General features: G+C 54.1%; 15 protein-coding genes. 10 read left to right on the top strand and 5 right to left on the bottom strand.

Annotation, left to right across the window (positions count from 1 at the left end):
• Positions 1-75: 75 nt before the first annotated feature.
• Both HVX64_RS10880 and HVX64_RS10875 read left to right on the top strand, forming a co-directional pair.
• Positions 76-1671 carry an acyl CoA:acetate/3-ketoacid CoA transferase gene (locus HVX64_RS10880; RefSeq protein WP_044254768.1) on the top strand — a complete coding sequence of 532 codons (1596 nt, stop codon included), beginning with the start codon at positions 76-78 and terminating at the stop codon, positions 1669-1671.
• Between the two features lie 13 nt (positions 1672-1684).
• Positions 1685-2836 carry an acyl-CoA dehydrogenase gene (locus HVX64_RS10875; protein ID WP_042319326.1) on the top strand — a complete coding sequence of 384 codons (1152 nt, stop codon included), beginning with the start codon at positions 1685-1687 and terminating at the stop codon, positions 2834-2836.
• A 70-nt stretch (positions 2837-2906) separates the two neighbouring features.
• Here HVX64_RS10875 and HVX64_RS10870 read toward each other — a convergent pair whose 3' ends face one another.
• Positions 2907-3797: an AraC family transcriptional regulator gene (locus HVX64_RS10870; RefSeq protein WP_044254771.1), complete on the bottom strand. Its 891-nt coding sequence runs from the start codon at positions 3795-3797 to the stop codon at positions 2907-2909.
• Between the two features lie 328 nt (positions 3798-4125).
• On the opposite strand from HVX64_RS10870, the gene HVX64_RS10865 reads away from it, so the two are divergent.
• From HVX64_RS10865 to fadK, 5 genes are all read left to right on the top strand, one after another.
• Positions 4126-4893 (top strand): electron transfer flavoprotein, encoded by a 768-nt coding sequence (locus HVX64_RS10865; protein WP_044254775.1) that lies wholly within the window; start codon positions 4126-4128, stop codon positions 4891-4893.
• A gap of 20 nt (positions 4894-4913) precedes the next feature.
• Positions 4914-5849 carry an electron transfer flavoprotein subunit alpha gene (locus HVX64_RS10860; RefSeq protein WP_044254778.1) on the top strand — a complete coding sequence of 312 codons (936 nt, stop codon included), beginning with the start codon at positions 4914-4916 and terminating at the stop codon, positions 5847-5849.
• Between the two features lie 56 nt (positions 5850-5905).
• Positions 5906-7195, top strand: coding sequence for an FAD-dependent oxidoreductase (locus HVX64_RS10855; RefSeq protein ID WP_044254781.1), 1290 nt, complete (start codon positions 5906-5908; stop codon positions 7193-7195).
• Complete coding sequence (locus HVX64_RS10850) at positions 7192-7485, top strand: ferredoxin family protein (RefSeq protein ID WP_043000861.1); 294 nt, start codon at positions 7192-7194, stop codon at positions 7483-7485. The genes HVX64_RS10855 and HVX64_RS10850 overlap by 4 nt, the downstream gene beginning before the upstream one ends.
• A 94-nt stretch (positions 7486-7579) precedes the next feature.
• Entirely contained in the window at positions 7580-9220 is a 1641-nt protein-coding gene (gene fadK, locus HVX64_RS10845) for a medium-chain fatty-acid--CoA ligase (protein WP_181825407.1), read from the top strand.
• Between the two features lie 37 nt (positions 9221-9257).
• Here fadK and ppsA read toward each other — a convergent pair whose 3' ends face one another.
• Complete coding sequence (gene ppsA, locus HVX64_RS10840; RefSeq protein ID WP_043000863.1) at positions 9258-11636, bottom strand: phosphoenolpyruvate synthase; 2379 nt, start codon at positions 11634-11636, stop codon at positions 9258-9260.
• A 333-nt stretch (positions 11637-11969) separates the two neighbouring features.
• Between ppsA and ppsR the strand changes: the two genes are divergently transcribed.
• From ppsR to hemP, 3 genes are all read left to right on the top strand, one after another.
• The gene (gene ppsR, locus HVX64_RS10835; RefSeq protein ID WP_043000864.1) at positions 11970-12803 is read left to right on the top strand and encodes a posphoenolpyruvate synthetase regulatory kinase/phosphorylase PpsR; all 834 of its coding nucleotides are present in this window, start codon (positions 11970-11972) and stop codon (positions 12801-12803) included.
• 156 nt (positions 12804-12959) lie between these two features.
• Positions 12960-14006, top strand: coding sequence for a 3-deoxy-7-phosphoheptulonate synthase AroH (gene aroH / locus HVX64_RS10830; protein WP_043000865.1), 1047 nt, complete (start codon positions 12960-12962; stop codon positions 14004-14006).
• A 144-nt stretch (positions 14007-14150) separates the two neighbouring features.
• On the top strand, positions 14151-14333 hold the full coding sequence (gene hemP / locus HVX64_RS10825; protein ID WP_044254783.1) for a hemin uptake protein HemP: 183 nt from the start codon (positions 14151-14153) through the stop codon (positions 14331-14333).
• 4 nt (positions 14334-14337) lie between these two features.
• On the opposite strand, the gene selO is transcribed toward hemP, so the two are convergent.
• The 3 genes from selO to HVX64_RS10810 all read right to left on the bottom strand — a co-directional run bounded on the left by selO (position 14338) and on the right by HVX64_RS10810 (position 17241).
• The gene (gene selO, locus HVX64_RS10820; protein WP_044254785.1) at positions 14338-15780 is read right to left on the bottom strand and encodes a protein adenylyltransferase SelO; all 1443 of its coding nucleotides are present in this window, start codon (positions 15778-15780) and stop codon (positions 14338-14340) included.
• A gap of 61 nt (positions 15781-15841) precedes the next feature.
• On the bottom strand, positions 15842-16555 hold the full coding sequence (locus HVX64_RS10815; protein WP_044254787.1) for an EAL domain-containing protein: 714 nt from the start codon (positions 16553-16555) through the stop codon (positions 15842-15844).
• A gap of 221 nt (positions 16556-16776) precedes the next feature.
• Positions 16777-17241 (bottom strand): NlpC/P60 family protein, encoded by a 465-nt coding sequence (locus HVX64_RS10810; RefSeq protein ID WP_043000869.1) that lies wholly within the window; start codon positions 17239-17241, stop codon positions 16777-16779.
• Between the last annotated feature and the right edge of the window lie 8 nt (positions 17242-17249).

Below are 17249 nucleotides of genomic sequence, written 5' to 3'. Positions count from 1 at the left end.
TCCACATGAATATTCAGCGGAGGCCTGCGCCTGAACACAGCGGCGTAGGGTTCTGCCGGGTATCCAGGAGTTTATATGAAACCTGAAAGACCACCACGCGTTAATGGTCGCGTGCCTGTGCTCTCGGCCCAGGACGCGGTAAATTATATTAAAGATGAAGATGTACTGTGTATATTAGGCGCAGGCGGCGGTATTCTGGAAGCCACCACCTTAATTACCGCTTTAGCCGATAAATATAAGCAAACGCAAACGCCACGGAATTTATCGATTATCAGTCCGACGGGTCTGGGCGATCGCGCCGATCGCGGAATCAGCCCGCTGGCCCAGGAAGGCCTGGTGAAATGGGCTCTGTGCGGGCACTGGGGGCAGTCGCCGCGTATTTCGGATTTAGCGGAACAAAATAAGATTGTCGCCTATAACTATCCACAAGGGGTGCTGACTCAGGCTCTGCGTGCGTCTGCCGCCCACCAGCCGGGGATCCTCAGCGATATCGGGATTGGCACCTTCGTCGACCCGCGCCAACAGGGGGGCAAGCTCAATGAGGTCACCAAAGAAGACCTCATCAAGCTGGTGGAGATTGATAACAAAGAATATCTCTACTACAAAGCGATTGCGCCTACCGTCGCGTTTATCCGCGCCACCACCTGCGACAGCGAAGGCTATGCCTCGTTTGAAGATGAGGTGATGTACCTCGACGCGCTGGTGCTGGCTCAGGCGGTGCACAACCACGGTGGCATCGTGATGATGCAGGTGCAGAAAATGGTCAAGAAAGCCACGCTGCATCCTAAATCCGTACGTATCCCCGGCTATCTGGTGGATATCGTGGTGGTCGACCCAGACCAGACGCAACTGTACGGCGGCGCGCCGGTGAACCGGTTTATCTCGGGCGATTTCACCCTCGACGACAGCACCCAGCTCTCTCTGCCCCTCAACCAACGCAAACTGGTTGCCCGTCGCGCCTTGTTTGAAATGCGTAAAGGTGCGGTCGGTAACGTTGGCGTCGGCATCGCGGATGGCATTGGACTGGTGGCCCGTGAGGAAGGCTGTGCAGATGACTTTGTACTGACCGTTGAAACCGGCCCCGTGGGTGGGATCACCTCCCAGGGTGTCGCTTTTGGCGCAAACGTCAACACTCGCGCCATTCTTGATATGACCTCACAGTTTGACTTCTACCATGGCGGTGGGCTGGACGTCTGCTATCTGAGCTTTGCGGAAGTTGACCGCCATGGCAACGTCGGGGTGCACAAATTTAACGGCAAAATCATGGGAACTGGCGGCTTTATCGATATCAGCGCGACCTCAAAGAAAATTGTTTTCTGCGGCACGCTAACCGCTGGCAGTCTGAAAACAGAAGTGGCCGACGGTAAATTAACCATCGTCCAGGAAGGCCGGGTGAATAAATTCATCAGCGAACTGCCGGAAATCACCTTTAGCGGAAAAATCGCCCTCGAGCGCGGTCTGGACGTGCGCTACATCACCGAACGCGCGGTATTTACGCTAAAAGAGGACGGTCTGCATCTTATTGAAATTGCCCCTGGAGTGGATCTGGAGCGCGATATTCTGGCGAAAATGGATTTCGCACCGGTTATTTCACCAGACCTGAAACTGATGGATGAAAGATTATTTATCGACGCCACCATGGGTTTTGAACTGCCGGAAGCGGCGAATTAAAAGGAGTATGATGATGGACTTTTCTTTAACCGAAGAGCAAGAGCTGCTGCTTGCCAGTATCCGGGAACTGATCACCAGCAATTTTCCGGAAGAGTATTTCCGCACCTGCGACCAGACGGCGACCTACCCCAGAGAGTTTATGCGTGCGCTGGCGGATAACGGGATTTCCATGCTGGGCGTACCGGAAGAGTTCGGCGGTATTCCGGCAGACTATGTCACCCAAATGCTGGCCCTGATGGAAGTGTCAAAATGCGGCGCCCCGGCCTTTCTGATCACCAACGGGCAGTGTATTCACAGCATGCGCCGTTTCGGCTCGCCAGAACAACTGCGGAAAACGGCGGAAAGCACGCTGGAGACCGGCGATCCGGCCTATGCCCTGGCGTTAACCGAGCCAGGTGCGGGTTCTGACAACAACAGCGCCACCACCAGTTACACGCGCAAAGACGGCAAGGTGTACCTGAACGGCCAGAAGACGTTTATTACTGGCGCCAAAGAGTACCCATACATGCTGGTGCTGGCGCGCGATCCCGAGCCAAAAGATCCGAAGAAAGCCTTTACCCTCTGGTGGGTGGAGTCCAACAAGCCTGGGATCAAAATCAATCCGCTGCACAAAATCGGCTGGCATATGCTCAGCACCTGCGAAGTCTATCTCGACAACGTTGAGGTGGATGAAAGCGACATGGTGGGCGAAGAAGGCATGGGCTTTCTCAACGTGATGTATAACTTTGAGATGGAACGTCTGATCAACGCTGCGCGCAGTACCGGCTTCGCCGAATGCGCCTTTGAGGATGCCGCACGTTATGCCAACCAGCGCATTGCGTTTGGCAAACCGATTGGACACAACCAGATGATCCAGGAAAAGCTGGCGCTGATGGCAATCAAAGTCGACAACATGCGCAATATGGTGCTGAAGGTGGCATGGCAGGCCGATCAGGAGCAGTCACTGCGTACCAGCGCCGCGCTGGCGAAACTGTATTGTGCCCGCACCGCGATGGAAGTGATTGACGATGCAATTCAGATTATGGGCGGGCTGGGTTATACCGACGAAGCGCGTGTCTCCCGATTCTGGCGCGATGTCCGTTGTGAACGGATTGGCGGCGGGACGGATGAGATCATGATTTATGTCGCAGGTCGGCAGATCCTGAAGGATTATCAGAACAAGTAATCGACAGGCCGGATACGGTACTTGCATCGTATCCGGCCATTCAAACGCTTACCGATGATGACACATATACTCAGACGTCGGACAACAGGCAGGCCTGCTCTGTCAGGCTGTTTTTAAACTGTTTACGATAATCGCCTGGCGAACAGCCGACGTGGCGCAAAAACAGCTTCGCGAAGTGGTCGACATTTTCATACCCGACGCGCCAGGAAATTTCGGCCTGTGAATAATCAGTATTGGTTAAGGCAAATTTCGCTTCGGTCATCCGCCGCTGAATCACATAATTAATCGGTGAAATATGGTACTCGCGGGTGAATTCGTGACAAATATAGCTGACGCTGGCACGAAATTTTTTTGATAACTGCTCAAGCGTAATTTTCTCCCGATAATTATTATTGAGATAGACCAGAATATCTTTAATCAGAACATCTTTTTTAATATGTCCTTGTTCCGAACGATACGCATTTTTAAAGTTCTCAAAGAAGAGCACCGTCAACGCATAGGCAAAAGCATCGCAGACGGACGACGTCAGGCCATTTTTACTTTGCGGCAGCATCACCCCGAGCTCATTAAAAATACTTTTGATCACTTCTTTTCCCTGGCCGACGGCAACCACCGGACAGGAATGCGATTGTAGCAGTTGGTTTTCCTCCCAGCCCTGAAAGCGAAAGCCATACAGCGCACAGGTGTAGGTGGTGGCTGGCGCGTTCACATCCGATGTCACGGCGTGTAACCGCCCCCGCTCCACCACGACAATATCATCTTCGTGAGCCACATAAAGGGAAGAGTCGATCGTTAATCTGACGATGCCTTTTTTGACATAAATGAGCTCGGTCTCATTGTCATGAACATGATGACCGGACTCCCAACGGGGATCATCACTAATGACAAATCGGGAAAACCGCGGGGTTTTGCCCTGGTCAAAAAGGCTTTCCATGGCATTATCAAAGCAGCGTTGATACATGACAACCTCCACAAGCAGAAATTTATCCTGAACAATATAATGAGGATAAAATAAAGCGAGTATGGCGGTTATACAACTGTATTTAGTAAGGGCAAAACAAGATTATTTCCCTCACCTGCAAGATAATACGTTTAATTTTCTCAAATGATTTTCTACTCATTTCTTTTGTACGAGCGATCCCACTTTTTTTGCAAGATACCTGGTAACGAAAACAGATTGCTCCGTCGATAAAAAGCCGCCGTCTGTCGCACACTATTTCCAGTCAATTTTCACTTTCCGCCGGGGTGGCCTGATTGTCACTGTCGGTATGCGACTCACAGGAGATGCCATGAAAATAATAACCTGCTTTAAGCTGGTGCCTGAAGAACAGGACATTGTTGTTACGCCCGAGCAAGCGCTGAGCTTTGACAATGCGGACGCCAAAATCAGTCAGTTCGATCTCAACGCCATTGAGGCCGCAACGCAGTTGGCCACCGAGGCAGAGGATGAGATCGTGGCACTGACGGTGGGCGGCTTATTATTGCAAAACTCTAAAGTGCGTAAGGATGTGCTCTCCCGCGGGCCACATGCACTGTATCTGATGCAGGATGCACAGCTGGAACACGCGCTGCCAAAAGACACGGCGCAGGCCATTGCCGCCACGGTGGAAAAAATCGGATTCGATCTGCTCCTGTTTGGTGAAGGGTCTGGGGACCTTTATGCACAACAGGTTGGTCTACTGGTCGGTGAGATCCTGCAACTGCCAACCCTTAACGCCGTCAGCAGCCTCCAGCGTCAGGGCGATAAGCTGCTTGTAGAACGTACGCTGGAAGAGGACGTTGAGGTGATAGAACTGACACTTCCGGCCGTTATCTGCGTGACATCGGATATTAACGTGCCACGCATCCCCTCAATGAAAGCCATTCTTGGCGCCGGGAAAAAGCCCGTACACACATGGCAGGCAAGCGACATCGGCTGGAGTCAGGGCGAGCTGCGAGCAGAACTGGTTGCCATTACCGTACCGCCACAAACGGCGCGTAAGCACATCATTCTGGATAACGATTCGCCGGAAGCCATCGCCGAACTGGCTGAACACCTGAAAAAAGCCCTGAACTGAGCCCAACGGAGAACACAATCATGAGTCAATTAACCCACGTCTGGGTATTTAGCGATAACGTTGAACGCTACGCAGAGCTGATGGCTGGCGCACGTCAGTGGGGTCAACAGGTCTATGCCATTGTTCAGGGTTCTGAGCAGGCGGCGCAGGTTAAGCCGCTCGGTGCTGACGGCATCATCGTACTGGATAAACCCTCCGACCTGCAGCGAATCGAAAATTACGCCGAAACGCTGGCCGCGCAAATCCGGGAAAAAGGCGACGGTCTGCTGCTGATGGCAGCAACCAAGCGCGGCAAAGCGCTGGGCGCGCGTCTGAGTATTCAGCTGGATGCGGCCATGGTTAACGATGCAACGGCAGTGAGCGTTGAAGAGAACGCACTGTTTGCCGAGCATCGTATGTATGGCGGCCTGGCGTTTGGCAAAGAAAAACTGAACAGCCCGCTGGCCATTATCACTCTCGCCCCTGGTGTACTGGAGCCGATTGAGGCGGATCACATGCATGACTGCCCGGTGGTTACCGCCGAGTGGGTGGCCCCGCGCCAGGAGATCTTGTGTCAGGAACGTCGCGCCAAATCGCTCAGCAGCGTTGATTTAAGCAAAGCAAAACGCGTGGTAGGCGTCGGTCGCGGCCTGGCGGCACAAGACGACCTGAACATGGTGCGCGAACTGGCCACCGTACTCGGCGCGGAAGTGGGCTGTTCACGCCCTATCGCCGAAGGGGAAAACTGGATGGAGCGCGAGCGTTACATCGGCGTTTCCGGCGTACTGCTGAAGTCCGAACTGTATCTGACGCTGGGTATTTCCGGACAGATCCAGCATATGGTGGGCGGCAATGGCGCGAAAGTGATTGTCGCCGTGAACAAAGATAAAAACGCGCCAATCTTTAACTATGCCGATTACGGACTGGTGGGCGACATCTACAAAGTGGTCCCTGCCCTGATCGCGCAATTGCGCTAATTCTCACCTTGACCCACATCTCCCGCTGTGCAAACGGCGGGAAGGGAGCTTTAAGCATGTCGGATGAAAAATTTGATGCCATCGTCGTCGGTGCTGGCGTAGCGGGCACGGTGGCGGCGTACATCATGGCAAAAGCCGGACTCGATGTTCTGGTCATCGAGCGCGGTAACAGCGCGGGCAGTAAAAATATGACCGGGGGGCGTCTCTACGCCCATGTGATTGAGCGGATTATGCCCGGATTTGGCGAGAAGGCGCCCGTTGAACGCAAAGTCACCCGCGAGAAAATCTCGTTTATGACGGAAGAAAGCGCGATCACGCTGGATTACCATCGCGAACAGCCGGATGTACCGACTCAGGCATCGTACAGCGTGTTGCGCAACCGTCTCGACCCGTGGCTGATGGAGCAAGCCGAAGCGGCTGGCGCACAATTTATCCCTGGCGTGCGCGTGGATGCGCTGATTCGTGAAGGCAACCAGGTCACAGGCGTACAGGCTGGCGACGATATTCTCGAAGCCAACGTGGTGATCCTCGCTGATGGCGTCAATTCAATGTTGGGCCGTTCGCTGGGCATGGTACCTGCCTCATCGGCGCACCATTACGCTGTCGGTGTGAAAGAGTTGATTGGCCTCTCCCCGGAGCAAATCAACGACCGTTTTAATCTGTCCGGAAATGAAGGCGCGGCGTGGTTATTCGCAGGATCACCGTCAAACGGCCTGATGGGCGGCGGGTTCCTCTATACCAATCGTGACTCCATTTCCCTCGGTCTGGTATGCGGGCTGGGCGACATGGCCCATGCGCAGAAAAGCGTGCCGCAGATGCTGGAAGATTTTAAACAGCACCCTGCCGTTCGTCCGTTGATTCAGGGCGGCAAATTGCTGGAGTACTCGGCACATATGGTGCCAGAAGGCGGACTGGCGATGGTGCCGGAGCTGGTAGGCGACGGTGTGATGATTGTCGGTGACGCTGCGGGCTTTTGTCTGAACCTCGGTTTTACGGTACGCGGAATGGATTTAGCCATCGCCTCTGCCGAAGCGGCGGCACACGCCGCGATTGGGGCCAAAGAGCGCAAGGACTTCTCTGCTCGCACGCTTGCGCAATACAAACACGAGCTGGAGAAAGGGTGCGTTATGCGTGATATGCAGCATTTCCGTAAGATCCCGGCGCTGATGGAGAATCCGCGCCTGTTCACCCAGTACCCGCGAATGGTGGCGGACATCATGAATGACATATTCACCATTGATGGCAGCCCGAATCAGCCGATGCGCAAAATGATCCTGTCACATGCAAAACAGATCGGGCTGATGAATCTGCTCAAAGATGGCATTAAGGGAGTCACGGCGCTATGAGCCAGGAAAATCGCGTTAACGTCGACGTCAAACTGGGCGTCAATAAATTCCATGTTGATGAGGGCCATCCGCACATCATTCTGGCGGCGAACCCGGACAGCAAAGAGTTTCAAAAATTGCTGAATGCCTGCCCTGCCGGACTCTATAAGCAGGATGAGGCAGGTACGATTCACTTTGATTCCGCGGGCTGTCTGGAGTGCGGAACCTGCCGGGTGCTGTGTGGTGAGACGATCCTCGAAAAATGGGAGTACCCCGCAGGCACGTTTGGCGTGGATTTCCGCTACGGCTGAAACGACGGATGGGCACAAATGCCGGAGAGTGACGCCAGGCGTCTTATCCGGCCTGCAATCCCCTACTACCCCCTTGATAGACCGGGAACCTCCGATGAGTGTCACATTAACGTTTGACGCCGGGCGGCGGGACGCATACCGCAAGCTTGGCTTTTGGGGCGATGCCTCGCTGGGAGACTACTGGCAACATACCGCGCGCAGCGTGCCAGACAAAATCGCCGTCGTGGATAACCACGGTACGGAATTCACTTACGCCGCCCTCGACCACGCGGCAAGCTGTCTGGCGAGCTGGATGTTGGCGAACGGCATTCAGCCCGGCGACCGCGTCGCTTTTCAGCTTCCCGGCTGGTGCGAATTTACCGTTATCTATCTCGCCTGTCTGAAAACCGGCGCCGTATCCGTTCCCCTGCTGCCCGCCTGGCGCGAAGCCGAGCTGGTGTGGGTGCTGAACAAGTGCCAGGCAAAACTGTTTTTCGCCCCAACCGTGTTTAAACAGACGCGCCCGGTCGATTTGATCTTGCCCCTGCAAAACCAGTTGCCACATCTGCAACACGTTATCGGCGTCGATAAACTGGCACCGGCGACAACCTCGCTCGCCCTCAGCCAGATCGTTGCGGACAACGCGCCACTTGCCCGTCACATTCAGGTTCACGGCGACGAGCTGGCCGCCGTGCTGTTTACCTCTGGCACCGAGGGACTGCCAAAAGGCGTCATGCTCAGCCACAACAATATTCTCGCCAGCGAGCGGGCCTACTGCGCGCGTCTGAATCTGACCTGGCTGGACGTCTTTCTGATGCCAGCGCCGCTGGGACACGCCACCGGTTTTTTACACGGCGTGACGGCACCGTTTCTGATCGGCGCGCGCAGCGTGCTACTGGATATTTTTACCCCAACGGCCTGCCTTGCGCTTCTGGAGCAACAGCGCTGTACCTGCGTCTTAGGGGCGACGCCGTTTGTGTACGACCTGCTCTGTACCGTGGAACAGCAGCCTGCCGACCTCTCTTCGCTGCGTTTCTTTTTGTGCGGAGGAACGACCATTCCGCAGCGCATTGCTCGCGACTGCCAGCAGCGCGGCATTAAACTGCTCAGCGTTTATGGTTCGACGGAAAGCTCGCCGCATGCGGTAGTGAATCTCGACGCCCCCCCTTCCCGTATGATGAATACCGATGGCTACGCGGCGGCAGGCGTGGAGATCAGAATTGTTGATGAGGCGCGTAATCCCGTGCCTCCGGGCGTTGAAGGGGAAGAGGCATCACGCGGACCAAACGTCTTTATGGGCTATCTTGACGAGCCTGAGTTAACCACCCGGGCGCTGGATAGCGAGGGCTGGTACTACAGTGGCGATCTCTGTCGGATGGACGAGGCGGGCTACATTCAGATAACCGGGCGCAAGAAAGATATTATCGTTCGGGGCGGAGAAAACATCAGCAGTCGCGAAGTGGAAGATATTCTGTTGCAGCACCCCCGCATTCACGATGCCTGTGTGGTTGCTATGCCGGACGAACGTTTAGGCGAGCGTTCCTGTGCCTACATCGTGCTGAAAGCGCCGCATCATTCACTGTCGCTGGAAGAAGTGGTTGCCTTCTTTAGCCGTAAACGGGTAGCGAAATATAAGTATCCAGAGCACATTGTGGTGGTCGAAAAGTTACCCAGAACGGCATCCGGGAAGATCCAAAAGTTCCTGTTACGCCAGGATATTATTCAGCGGTTAGCGTCGGAATGCCGTGAGGCATAAATTGCCGGATGGCGGCGCATCGCCATCCGGCTGTACCTTACTTCTTCAGTTCCGCCAGGCTCAGCCAGGTCTGGACAACGGTATCCGGGTTCAGCGACAGGCTGTCGATCCCCTCTTCCATCAGCCAGGCGGCAAAGTCTTCATGGTCAGACGGACCCTGACCGCAAATCCCGACGTATTTACCCTGTTTCTTCGCGGCACGAATCGCCATCGACAGCAGCGCTTTCACCGCGTCGTTACGCTCATCAAACAGCTCTGATACCACACCAGAGTCACGATCCAGACCCAGCGCCAACTGTGTCATGTCGTTAGAACCGATCGAGAAGCCGTCAAAGTATTGCAGGAACTGTTCAGCCAGCAGGGCGTTGGACGGGATCTCACACATCATGATGATCTTCAGACCATTTTCGCCGCGTTTCAGCCCCTGACGCGCCAGCTCTTCCACGACCGCTTTTGCCTGCTCAACGGTACGGACGAACGGGATCATGATTTCGACGTTAGTCAGTCCCATCTCATTACGCACGCGTTTCACCGCGTCGCATTCCAGCGCAAAGCAATCACGGAAGCTGTCCGACACATAGCGACCCGCGCCACGGAAGCCCAGCATCGGGTTCTCTTCCTCTGGCTCGTAGCGTTCACCACCCACCAGGTTTGCGTACTCGTTCGACTTAAAGTCGGACAAACGCACAATCACGCGTTTCGGCCAGAACGCCGCGCCAAGGGTGGCGATCCCTTCCGTCAGGCGCCCCACGTAAAATTCACGCGGAGAATCAAAGCCTTTCATCATCTCGCGGATTTCGTTTTGCAGTTTGGCATCTTGATCGTCAAACTCCAGCAGCGCACGCGGGTGGACGCCAATCATACGGTTGATGATAAATTCCAGACGCGCCAGGCCAACGCCTTCGTTTGGCAGACAGGCGAAGTCAAACGCCCGATCCGGGTTACCGACATTCATCATCACCTTCAGCGGCAGATCCGGCATCGTATCGACGCTGGAGCTCTTAACGCTGAAGTCGAGCATGTCGGCGTACACGTAGCCTGTATCGCCTTCTGCGCAGGAAACGGTGACCTTCTCGTCATCCTTCATGCGCTCAGTGGCATCGCCGCAGCCTACCACCGCCGGGATCCCCAGCTCACGGGCGATAATCGCGGCGTGACAGGTACGACCGCCACGGTTAGTGACAATCGCCGCCGCTTTTTTCATGATCGGTTCCCAGTCCGGGTCGGTCATGTCGGTGACCAGTACGTCGCCAGGCTCAATGCGGTTCATCTCGCTGATATCATGAATGACTTTTACCGGGCCTGCCCCGATGCGGTGACCGATAGCACGGCCTTCCGCAATGATTTTGCCCTGCGCGTGCAGCGTGTAACGCTCCATCACCTGGCCGCGAGAACGCACGGTTTCCGGACGAGCCTGGACGATGAACAGTTTGCCGGTATGACCATCTTTCGCCCACTCGATGTCCATCGGACGACCGTAGTGTTTTTCAATCTGTACCGCCTGCTTCGCCAGTTCCTGCACTTCGTCGTTGGTGAGGGAGAAAATATCACGGCTTTCCTGCGGCACATCTTCAATGGTGACCTGTTTGCCGTGTTCCTGGGTCGGCGCATAGACCATGCGGATTTTTTTCGAGCCCATCGTGCGGCGCACAATAGACGGGCGATTGGCCGCCAGCGTCGGTTTATGGACATAGAACTCATCCGGGTTTACCGCGCCCTGCACCACCATCTCGCCCAGCCCCCACGCGGAGGTGATAAACACCACCTGGTCAAAGCCAGATTCAGTATCGATGGAGAACATCACGCCGGACGACGCCAGATCGGAACGCACCATCCGCTGGACACCCGCAGAGAGCGCCACGCCACGGTGGTCATAGCCCTGGTGAACGCGATAGGATATTGCGCGGTCGTTAAACAGCGAGGCAAACACGTGCTTCACGGCGACCAGTACGGCGTCAAAGCCCTGGACGTTGAGGAAGGTTTCCTGCTGCCCGGCAAAAGAGGCATCCGGCATATCTTCCGCAGTGGCAGATGAACGCACGGCGAAAGAAGCATGTTGATCGTCCGCGGAGAGTTGTGCGTAGGCATCGCGGATAGCATTTTCCAGCTCAGGCTGGAAAGGAGTGTCGATAATCCACTGGCGGATCTGCGCGCCGGCCTTCGCCAACGCGTTAACATCGTCAATATCCGTTTGATCCAGCAGTTCATAGATGCGCTGGTTTACACCGCTCTGGTCCAGAAACTGGTTAAACGCATCGGCGGTTGTGGCAAAACCATTCGGTACCGATACACCCATACCGGAAAGGTTAGTAATCATTTCACCCAGGGAGGCATTTTTGCCCCCAACTCTGTCTACATCATTCATGCCGAGTTGGTTATACCAAAGCACCAGCGGTGACGAGCCATTGTTGGACATCGAACAATCCTTTTGTGATAAATGAACGAGTTTAGGAAACGCTTAATTACGTATTTATCTTTGCATATTTAACCCGCTTAAAAAAACGGTGAATCGTTCAAGCAAATATATTTTTTATTTTTTCGGACAGTTTACCCATTTGCGCAAACCCGCGAATGGCGGGCGATCCCCACAAAATGTGTCGGTATAAACATCTGTTCCATAAAATGAAATGCACTTTTCATAAAATATAAAAATACCATTTCATTTTCAAAATAAGCGTTATTTTCTACGCTTCAGAGTAATTTTAATTTATGCTTTCAGAGAATTATGACTGACTTTCAGGGTGTGAAAATGGATAATGCTGTAGATCGTCACGTGTTTTATATTTCCGATGGAACGGCAATTACCGCTGAAGTGTTGGGCCATGCGGTGATGTCACAGTTCCCCGTCACTATCAGCAGTATTACGCTGCCGTTTGTTGAAAATGAGAACCGCGCCCGCGCCGTTAAAGACCAAATCGACGCCATTTATCAACAAACCGGCGTGCGCCCTTTGGTGTTCTATTCGATTGTATTACCGGAGATCCGTTCCATCATTCTGCAAAGCGAAGGCTTCTGTCAGGATATCGTGCAGGCGCTGATCACCCCGCTACAGCACGAGATGAAACTCTACCCCACGCCGATTGCTCACCGGACGCACGGGCTGAATCCGGGTAACCTGAACAAGTACGATGCGCGAATCGCCGCCATTGATTATACCCTTGCCCACGATGACGGCATTTCGTTGCGCAACCTGGACCAGGCGCAGGTGATTTTGTTGGGCGTCTCGCGCTGCGGCAAAACGCCCACCAGCCTCTACCTGGCAATGCAGTTTGGCATCCGCGCGGCAAACTATCCTTTTATTGCCGACGACATGGACAATCTGGTTCTGCCTGCATCGTTAAAACCCCTGCAACATAAGCTGTTTGGTCTGACGATTGACCCTGAACGTCTGGCCGCCATCCGCGAAGAGCGCCGGGAAAACAGTCGCTATGCCTCCCTGCGTCAGTGCCGTATGGAAGTGGCCGAAGTCGAGGCGCTCTACCGTAAGAACCAGATCCCGTGGTTGAACAGTACTAACTATTCAGTTGAAGAGATTGCCACCAAAATCCTCGATATCATGGGATTAAGTCGACGCATGTACTAATAAACTAGTTCGCGAGTTCTGTTTTTTTGTTATCATACCGTTCTGCCGCGAGGTGTGACGCACCTCGCACTTGAAATCAGCAGGGATTGGTTTAAGGTTGTGCCCATCACTTCCCGGTACCTCTGCCGTAGAAGCCACAAATTTCTGAGAATTGTCATGAACAGAACCGATGAACTGCGTACCGCGCGTATAGACAGTCTGGTCACGCCCGCTGAACTTGCGCAACGGCATCCTGTGTCGCCCGCCGTCGCCAGCCACGTCACCGACTCCCGACGCCGGATAGAAAGAATATTGAATGGTGAAGACCGCCGCTTGCTGGTTATTGTAGGTCCGTGCTCCATTCACGATCTCGATGCCGCGCTGGAGTATGCCACGCGTTTACAGGCGCTGCGCACGCAGCATCAGGCGCGCCTGGAAATCGTCATGCGCACCTATTTTGAAAAACCACGTACCGTTGTCGGCTGGAAGGGACTCATTTCCGACCCGGATCTCAACGGCAGCTATCGCGTGAATCACGGCATTGAACTGGCGCGTAAACTGCTGTTGCAGGTCAATGAACTGGGCATCCCAACCGCGACGGAATTTCTCGATATGGTGACCGGTCAATTTATTGCCGACTTGATCAGTTGGGGCGCCATTGGCGCGCGGACCACCGAAAGCCAGATCCACCGCGAAATGGCCTCGGCGCTCTCCTGCCCGGTCGGCTTTAAAAACGGGACCGACGGAAATACCCGTATCGCCGTTGACGCGATCCGCGCTTCCCGCGCCAGCCATATGTTCCTCTCACCCGATAAAACCGGTCAGATGACCATTTATCAGACCAGCGGCAACCCTTATGGCCATATCATTATGCGCGGTGGCAAAAAGCCGAACTACCATGCTGAAGATATTGCTGCAGCCTGCGATACGCTGCATGAATTTGATTTACCAGAACATCTGGTCGTCGATTTCAGCCACGGCAACTGCCAGAAGCAGCATCGCCGTCAACTGGATGTCTGTGATGATATTTGCCAGCAAATCCGTAACGGATCGACAGCCATCGCCGGCATTATGGCGGAAAGCTTCCTGCGTGAAGGTACGCAGAAAATTATCAGCGGGCAGCCGCTGGTTTATGGTCAGTCGATAACCGATCCTTGCCTTAACTGGGAAGACACTGAACTGCTGCTGAGCAAACTGGCCTCGGCGGTGGACAGCCGCTTCTGATCGTCCGCCCATCCGTACAGGGTGGGCATATTCTCCCCTCCCTTTTCGCAAACTACCACATTTAATACTTGTTGTTATCGTGCACTTTATTGATAATAAAAATCATTGTTACATTAATTATTATTAATAAATCGTGATACCCGTATGGATAACATTGAGTCACCCCGCCTTAAGGAACGAGAAAACGCGGCTCTCCCACCTGCGCCCATCCGCAAGATCAGCAGTCAGAAACTGTTAGGTGATGACGGTAAAGTGATTATCGATCACAACGGTCAGGAATACCTGCTGCGTCAAACGCAGGCAGGTAAACTCTTGCTGACCAAATAGCGCTTCAGCTTGAACAGCTGACTTCCAGGCGTTTGCCCCAGTCCGGCGGACGCTGGCTGTAGTCATCATCGCGATCGCGGAAAGGCTCGCGCAATATGGCATGTAAGCGATGCAGTTCACTCATATCGCCTTTCTCCGCCGCCGCAATCGCCCGCTGCGCCAGCCAGTTACGCAGCACCACCGCAGGATTGGCGCTCAGCATTAGCGACTGACGCGCAGCATCATCGACTGCATCGCGCTGCAAACGCGTTCTGTAACGTGTGAACCAGTCATCAAAGGCGTCGCGATCGATAAATTCGTCGCGCAGTGGAGAGGCGGCATTCTGCTGCTCTGTCATGCTTAGCATGCGGAAAGTACGGGTATAGTCACTGTGCTCGCGGGCCATCAGGCTGAACAATTCGTTCAACAGATCGTTGTCATCTTTTTGTTCGGTCATGAACCCCAGTTTCTGCCGCATCCGCTGACCGTAGCGCGTCAGTAGCGCCACCTGGTACCCGTCGAGGGCATCATTGAGCGCCTCAACGGTGATGAAGGGCGACAGACTTTGCGCAAGGCGCTGAAGATTCCACAAACCTACCGCCGGTTGATTGTCAAAGCTGTAGCGCCCCTGGTGGTCAGAATGGTTGCAAATGAAGCCCGGTTCATAGTCGTCCAGGAACCCAAACGGACCGTAGTCCATCGTCAGCCCGATGATCGACATGTTATCGGTGTTCATCACCCCGTGCGCGAAACCCACGGTTTGCCAGTCGGCGATCAGTGACGCGGTCCGCGCGACCACGTCGCGAAACCAGAGAATGTACTTATCGGCGTCTTGCAGGAGATGCGGCCAGTAATGACGAATGGCGAAATCCGCCAGTTGCTGAACTTTTTCCGGCTCGCGACGGTAATAGAAATGCTCAAAATGACCGAAGCGCAAGTGGCTTTGCGCCAGTCGCATCAGCATCGCCCCCGCCTCCACCGTTTCGCGGTAAACCGGTGTTTCACTGGTGACAATCGTCAGCGCCCGGGTCGTCGGTATCCCCAGGTAGTGCATCGCTTCACTGGCAAGGCTTTCTCGGATCGTGGAGCGCAATACCGCACGACCATCACCCATGCGCGAATACGGCGTCAAACCCGCGCCTTTCAGGTGCCAGTCCATTGTGCTGCCATCGGCAAGCAACTGCTCACCGAGCAGAATGCCGCGCCCGTCACCCAGTTGACCCGCCCAGACGCCGAACTGATGACCGCTATAGACCTGCGCCAGCGGAGACATCCCCGGCAACAGCGCCTCGCCGCCCCAGACACCCGCCGGGCTGTCAGGATGAAAAAGGGAATCGGGGATGCCCAGTTGTTCGGCAAGCGCATCGTTGTGCCAAATCAGTCGCGAGTGATTCAGCGGTGTTGGCGGCAGTGCGGTAAATGTTGCTGGCAGTTCATCGCGCCAGCGGGCTGTGAAAGACAGGGTCATAGGGCCTCCTGCCTGTAGTGTAGACGGTTAATTCCGTCATAAACACCAGCAAACAGAAAGGTTATCTGTGGAGTAATTGGGTGACCTGACTGGCCGAGACGGCAGGCCACAGCCCGCCCTGCATACCGCTAAAACCGAATGGCGTCACGCGGGTCAACATCGCTTCGCTGTCGATACCGGCGATCATCAGCGATTCGCAATAAGGCGACACTTGCGTAAGGATGGCGCGCATGAACGGTTCGAAGGAAAGACGAGTGGCCCGACGATGGACAAAATTCCGGTCCAGGATAATTCGTTTAAATAATCCATCGAATATGGCTTTGTTGGCACTTTCCCCTGCACCGAAATTGGCCAGTACCAGAGGAAAACGTTCAGCCAGCGCATGCAACGTTTTATTCTCTTTACCTTCAGACAGTTCGGGAAAATTCTCATTAATCATGAGTTCGAGAAACGAAAACCGTTTAACGGCAGAAACGCACTCACTATTGGTTAATAATAACGGTACAACTGCCGGGGTTATATAAATCCAGGCGACAAGTTTATGTTGAATAAAAAAATGTTGGCACGTTTCGATCAGCGCTAGCTTTTCGATAAATAACTGGCACTGTTCTTCGGGAGAAAGTCGCGGAAGCACCAGTTCAGTTGGGATACGAACGTCACCGTCTTCACTGACAAAGTTCGCGATAACGCTTAAACCGATAAGTTTTCGTTGTACATTCCTGGCGGGCTGAAAATAGAGTTCAGAATGATACACGTTATCCAGTGAAACATTCATCACGGCAGTCCCACATACAGGGAGTGATTCGGCAACCTATTACACAGGATGTCGTCATCCATCTTTTTTAATGCCAGAAGGAAAATGTTCATGTTGTCCTTTTCACCCGGAGCCCCGGTTCCTTAGTATTCAGCTTATCCTGATTATAAACGCTTATCCAGCATTGTTCTTTTTCGGCAATAAAAGCGAGGGACATCCTCAATCGAAATAACGCCCTACGACTAAATGCGTCTCGCCTGCCAAAAGTTTTTCCGCCAGTAGACATTATCCAGCGACGAACGCATCACACCACGACTGGTTGATGCATGAATAAACTGACCGTTAGTATCATAAATACCCACATGTAAACCGCTCTCTCCCGACCCGGTTTTGAAAAACACCAGATCGCCAGGCAACAAGTCGTCCTTATCGATTTCCGTCCCCAGTTTTGCCTGTTGACGGGTTTCGCGCGGCAGCTGCAAAGAGAACTGATCGCGCATGGTCATCAGCACAAAACCGGAACAATCCACGCCACCGCGACTCATGCCGCCGTAACGATAGGGCGTCCCACGCCAGGTCTGCAGTTGATCATTTAAGCCGGCAATCACGGTAATGGAATCAGAGAGCCGGGCATTGGGCGGCGGCGCTCGGTGGCTACTACATCCGGCCAACAACAGTGCTGTGCAAAAAAGAAACCAGAAACGCATTCAGGCGA

Origin of the sequence: Citrobacter sp. RHB20-C16 (assembly GCF_013890155.1) — a bacterium.
Taxonomy (GTDB): Bacteria; Pseudomonadota; Gammaproteobacteria; order Enterobacterales; family Enterobacteriaceae; genus Citrobacter_A; species Citrobacter_A amalonaticus.
This window is presented reverse-complemented; position numbering and strand designations above follow the sequence as displayed.

Bases quoted from the DNA above. Each gene is read 5' to 3' on its own strand.
- HVX64_RS10875 (WP_042319326.1), top strand. From the start codon at position 1,685: ATGGACTTTTCTTTAACCGAAGAGCAAGAGCTGCTGCTTGCCAGTATC.
- hemP (WP_044254783.1), top strand. From the start codon at position 14,151: ATGGATAACATTGAGTCACCCCGCCTTAAGGAACGAGAAAACGCGGCT.
- aroH (WP_043000865.1), top strand. From the start codon at position 12,960: ATGAACAGAACCGATGAACTGCGTACCGCGCGTATAGACAGTCTGGTC.
- selO (WP_044254785.1), bottom strand. From the start codon at position 15,780: ATGACCCTGTCTTTCACAGCCCGCTGGCGCGATGAACTGCCAGCAACA.
- ppsA (WP_043000863.1), bottom strand. From the start codon at position 11,636: ATGTCCAACAATGGCTCGTCACCGCTGGTGCTTTGGTATAACCAACTC.
- HVX64_RS10870 (WP_044254771.1), bottom strand. From the start codon at position 3,797: ATGTATCAACGCTGCTTTGATAATGCCATGGAAAGCCTTTTTGACCAG.
- HVX64_RS10810 (WP_043000869.1), bottom strand. From the start codon at position 17,241: ATGCGTTTCTGGTTTCTTTTTTGCACAGCACTGTTGTTGGCCGGATGT.
- HVX64_RS10865 (WP_044254775.1), top strand. From the start codon at position 4,126: ATGAAAATAATAACCTGCTTTAAGCTGGTGCCTGAAGAACAGGACATT.
- HVX64_RS10880 (WP_044254768.1), top strand. From the start codon at position 76: ATGAAACCTGAAAGACCACCACGCGTTAATGGTCGCGTGCCTGTGCTC.
- fadK (WP_181825407.1), top strand. From the start codon at position 7,580: ATGAGTGTCACATTAACGTTTGACGCCGGGCGGCGGGACGCATACCGC.
- ppsR (WP_043000864.1), top strand. From the start codon at position 11,970: ATGGATAATGCTGTAGATCGTCACGTGTTTTATATTTCCGATGGAACG.
- HVX64_RS10815 (WP_044254787.1), bottom strand. From the start codon at position 16,555: ATGAATGTTTCACTGGATAACGTGTATCATTCTGAACTCTATTTTCAG.
- HVX64_RS10850 (WP_043000861.1), top strand. From the start codon at position 7,192: ATGAGCCAGGAAAATCGCGTTAACGTCGACGTCAAACTGGGCGTCAAT.
- HVX64_RS10860 (WP_044254778.1), top strand. From the start codon at position 4,914: ATGAGTCAATTAACCCACGTCTGGGTATTTAGCGATAACGTTGAACGC.
- HVX64_RS10855 (WP_044254781.1), top strand. From the start codon at position 5,906: ATGTCGGATGAAAAATTTGATGCCATCGTCGTCGGTGCTGGCGTAGCG.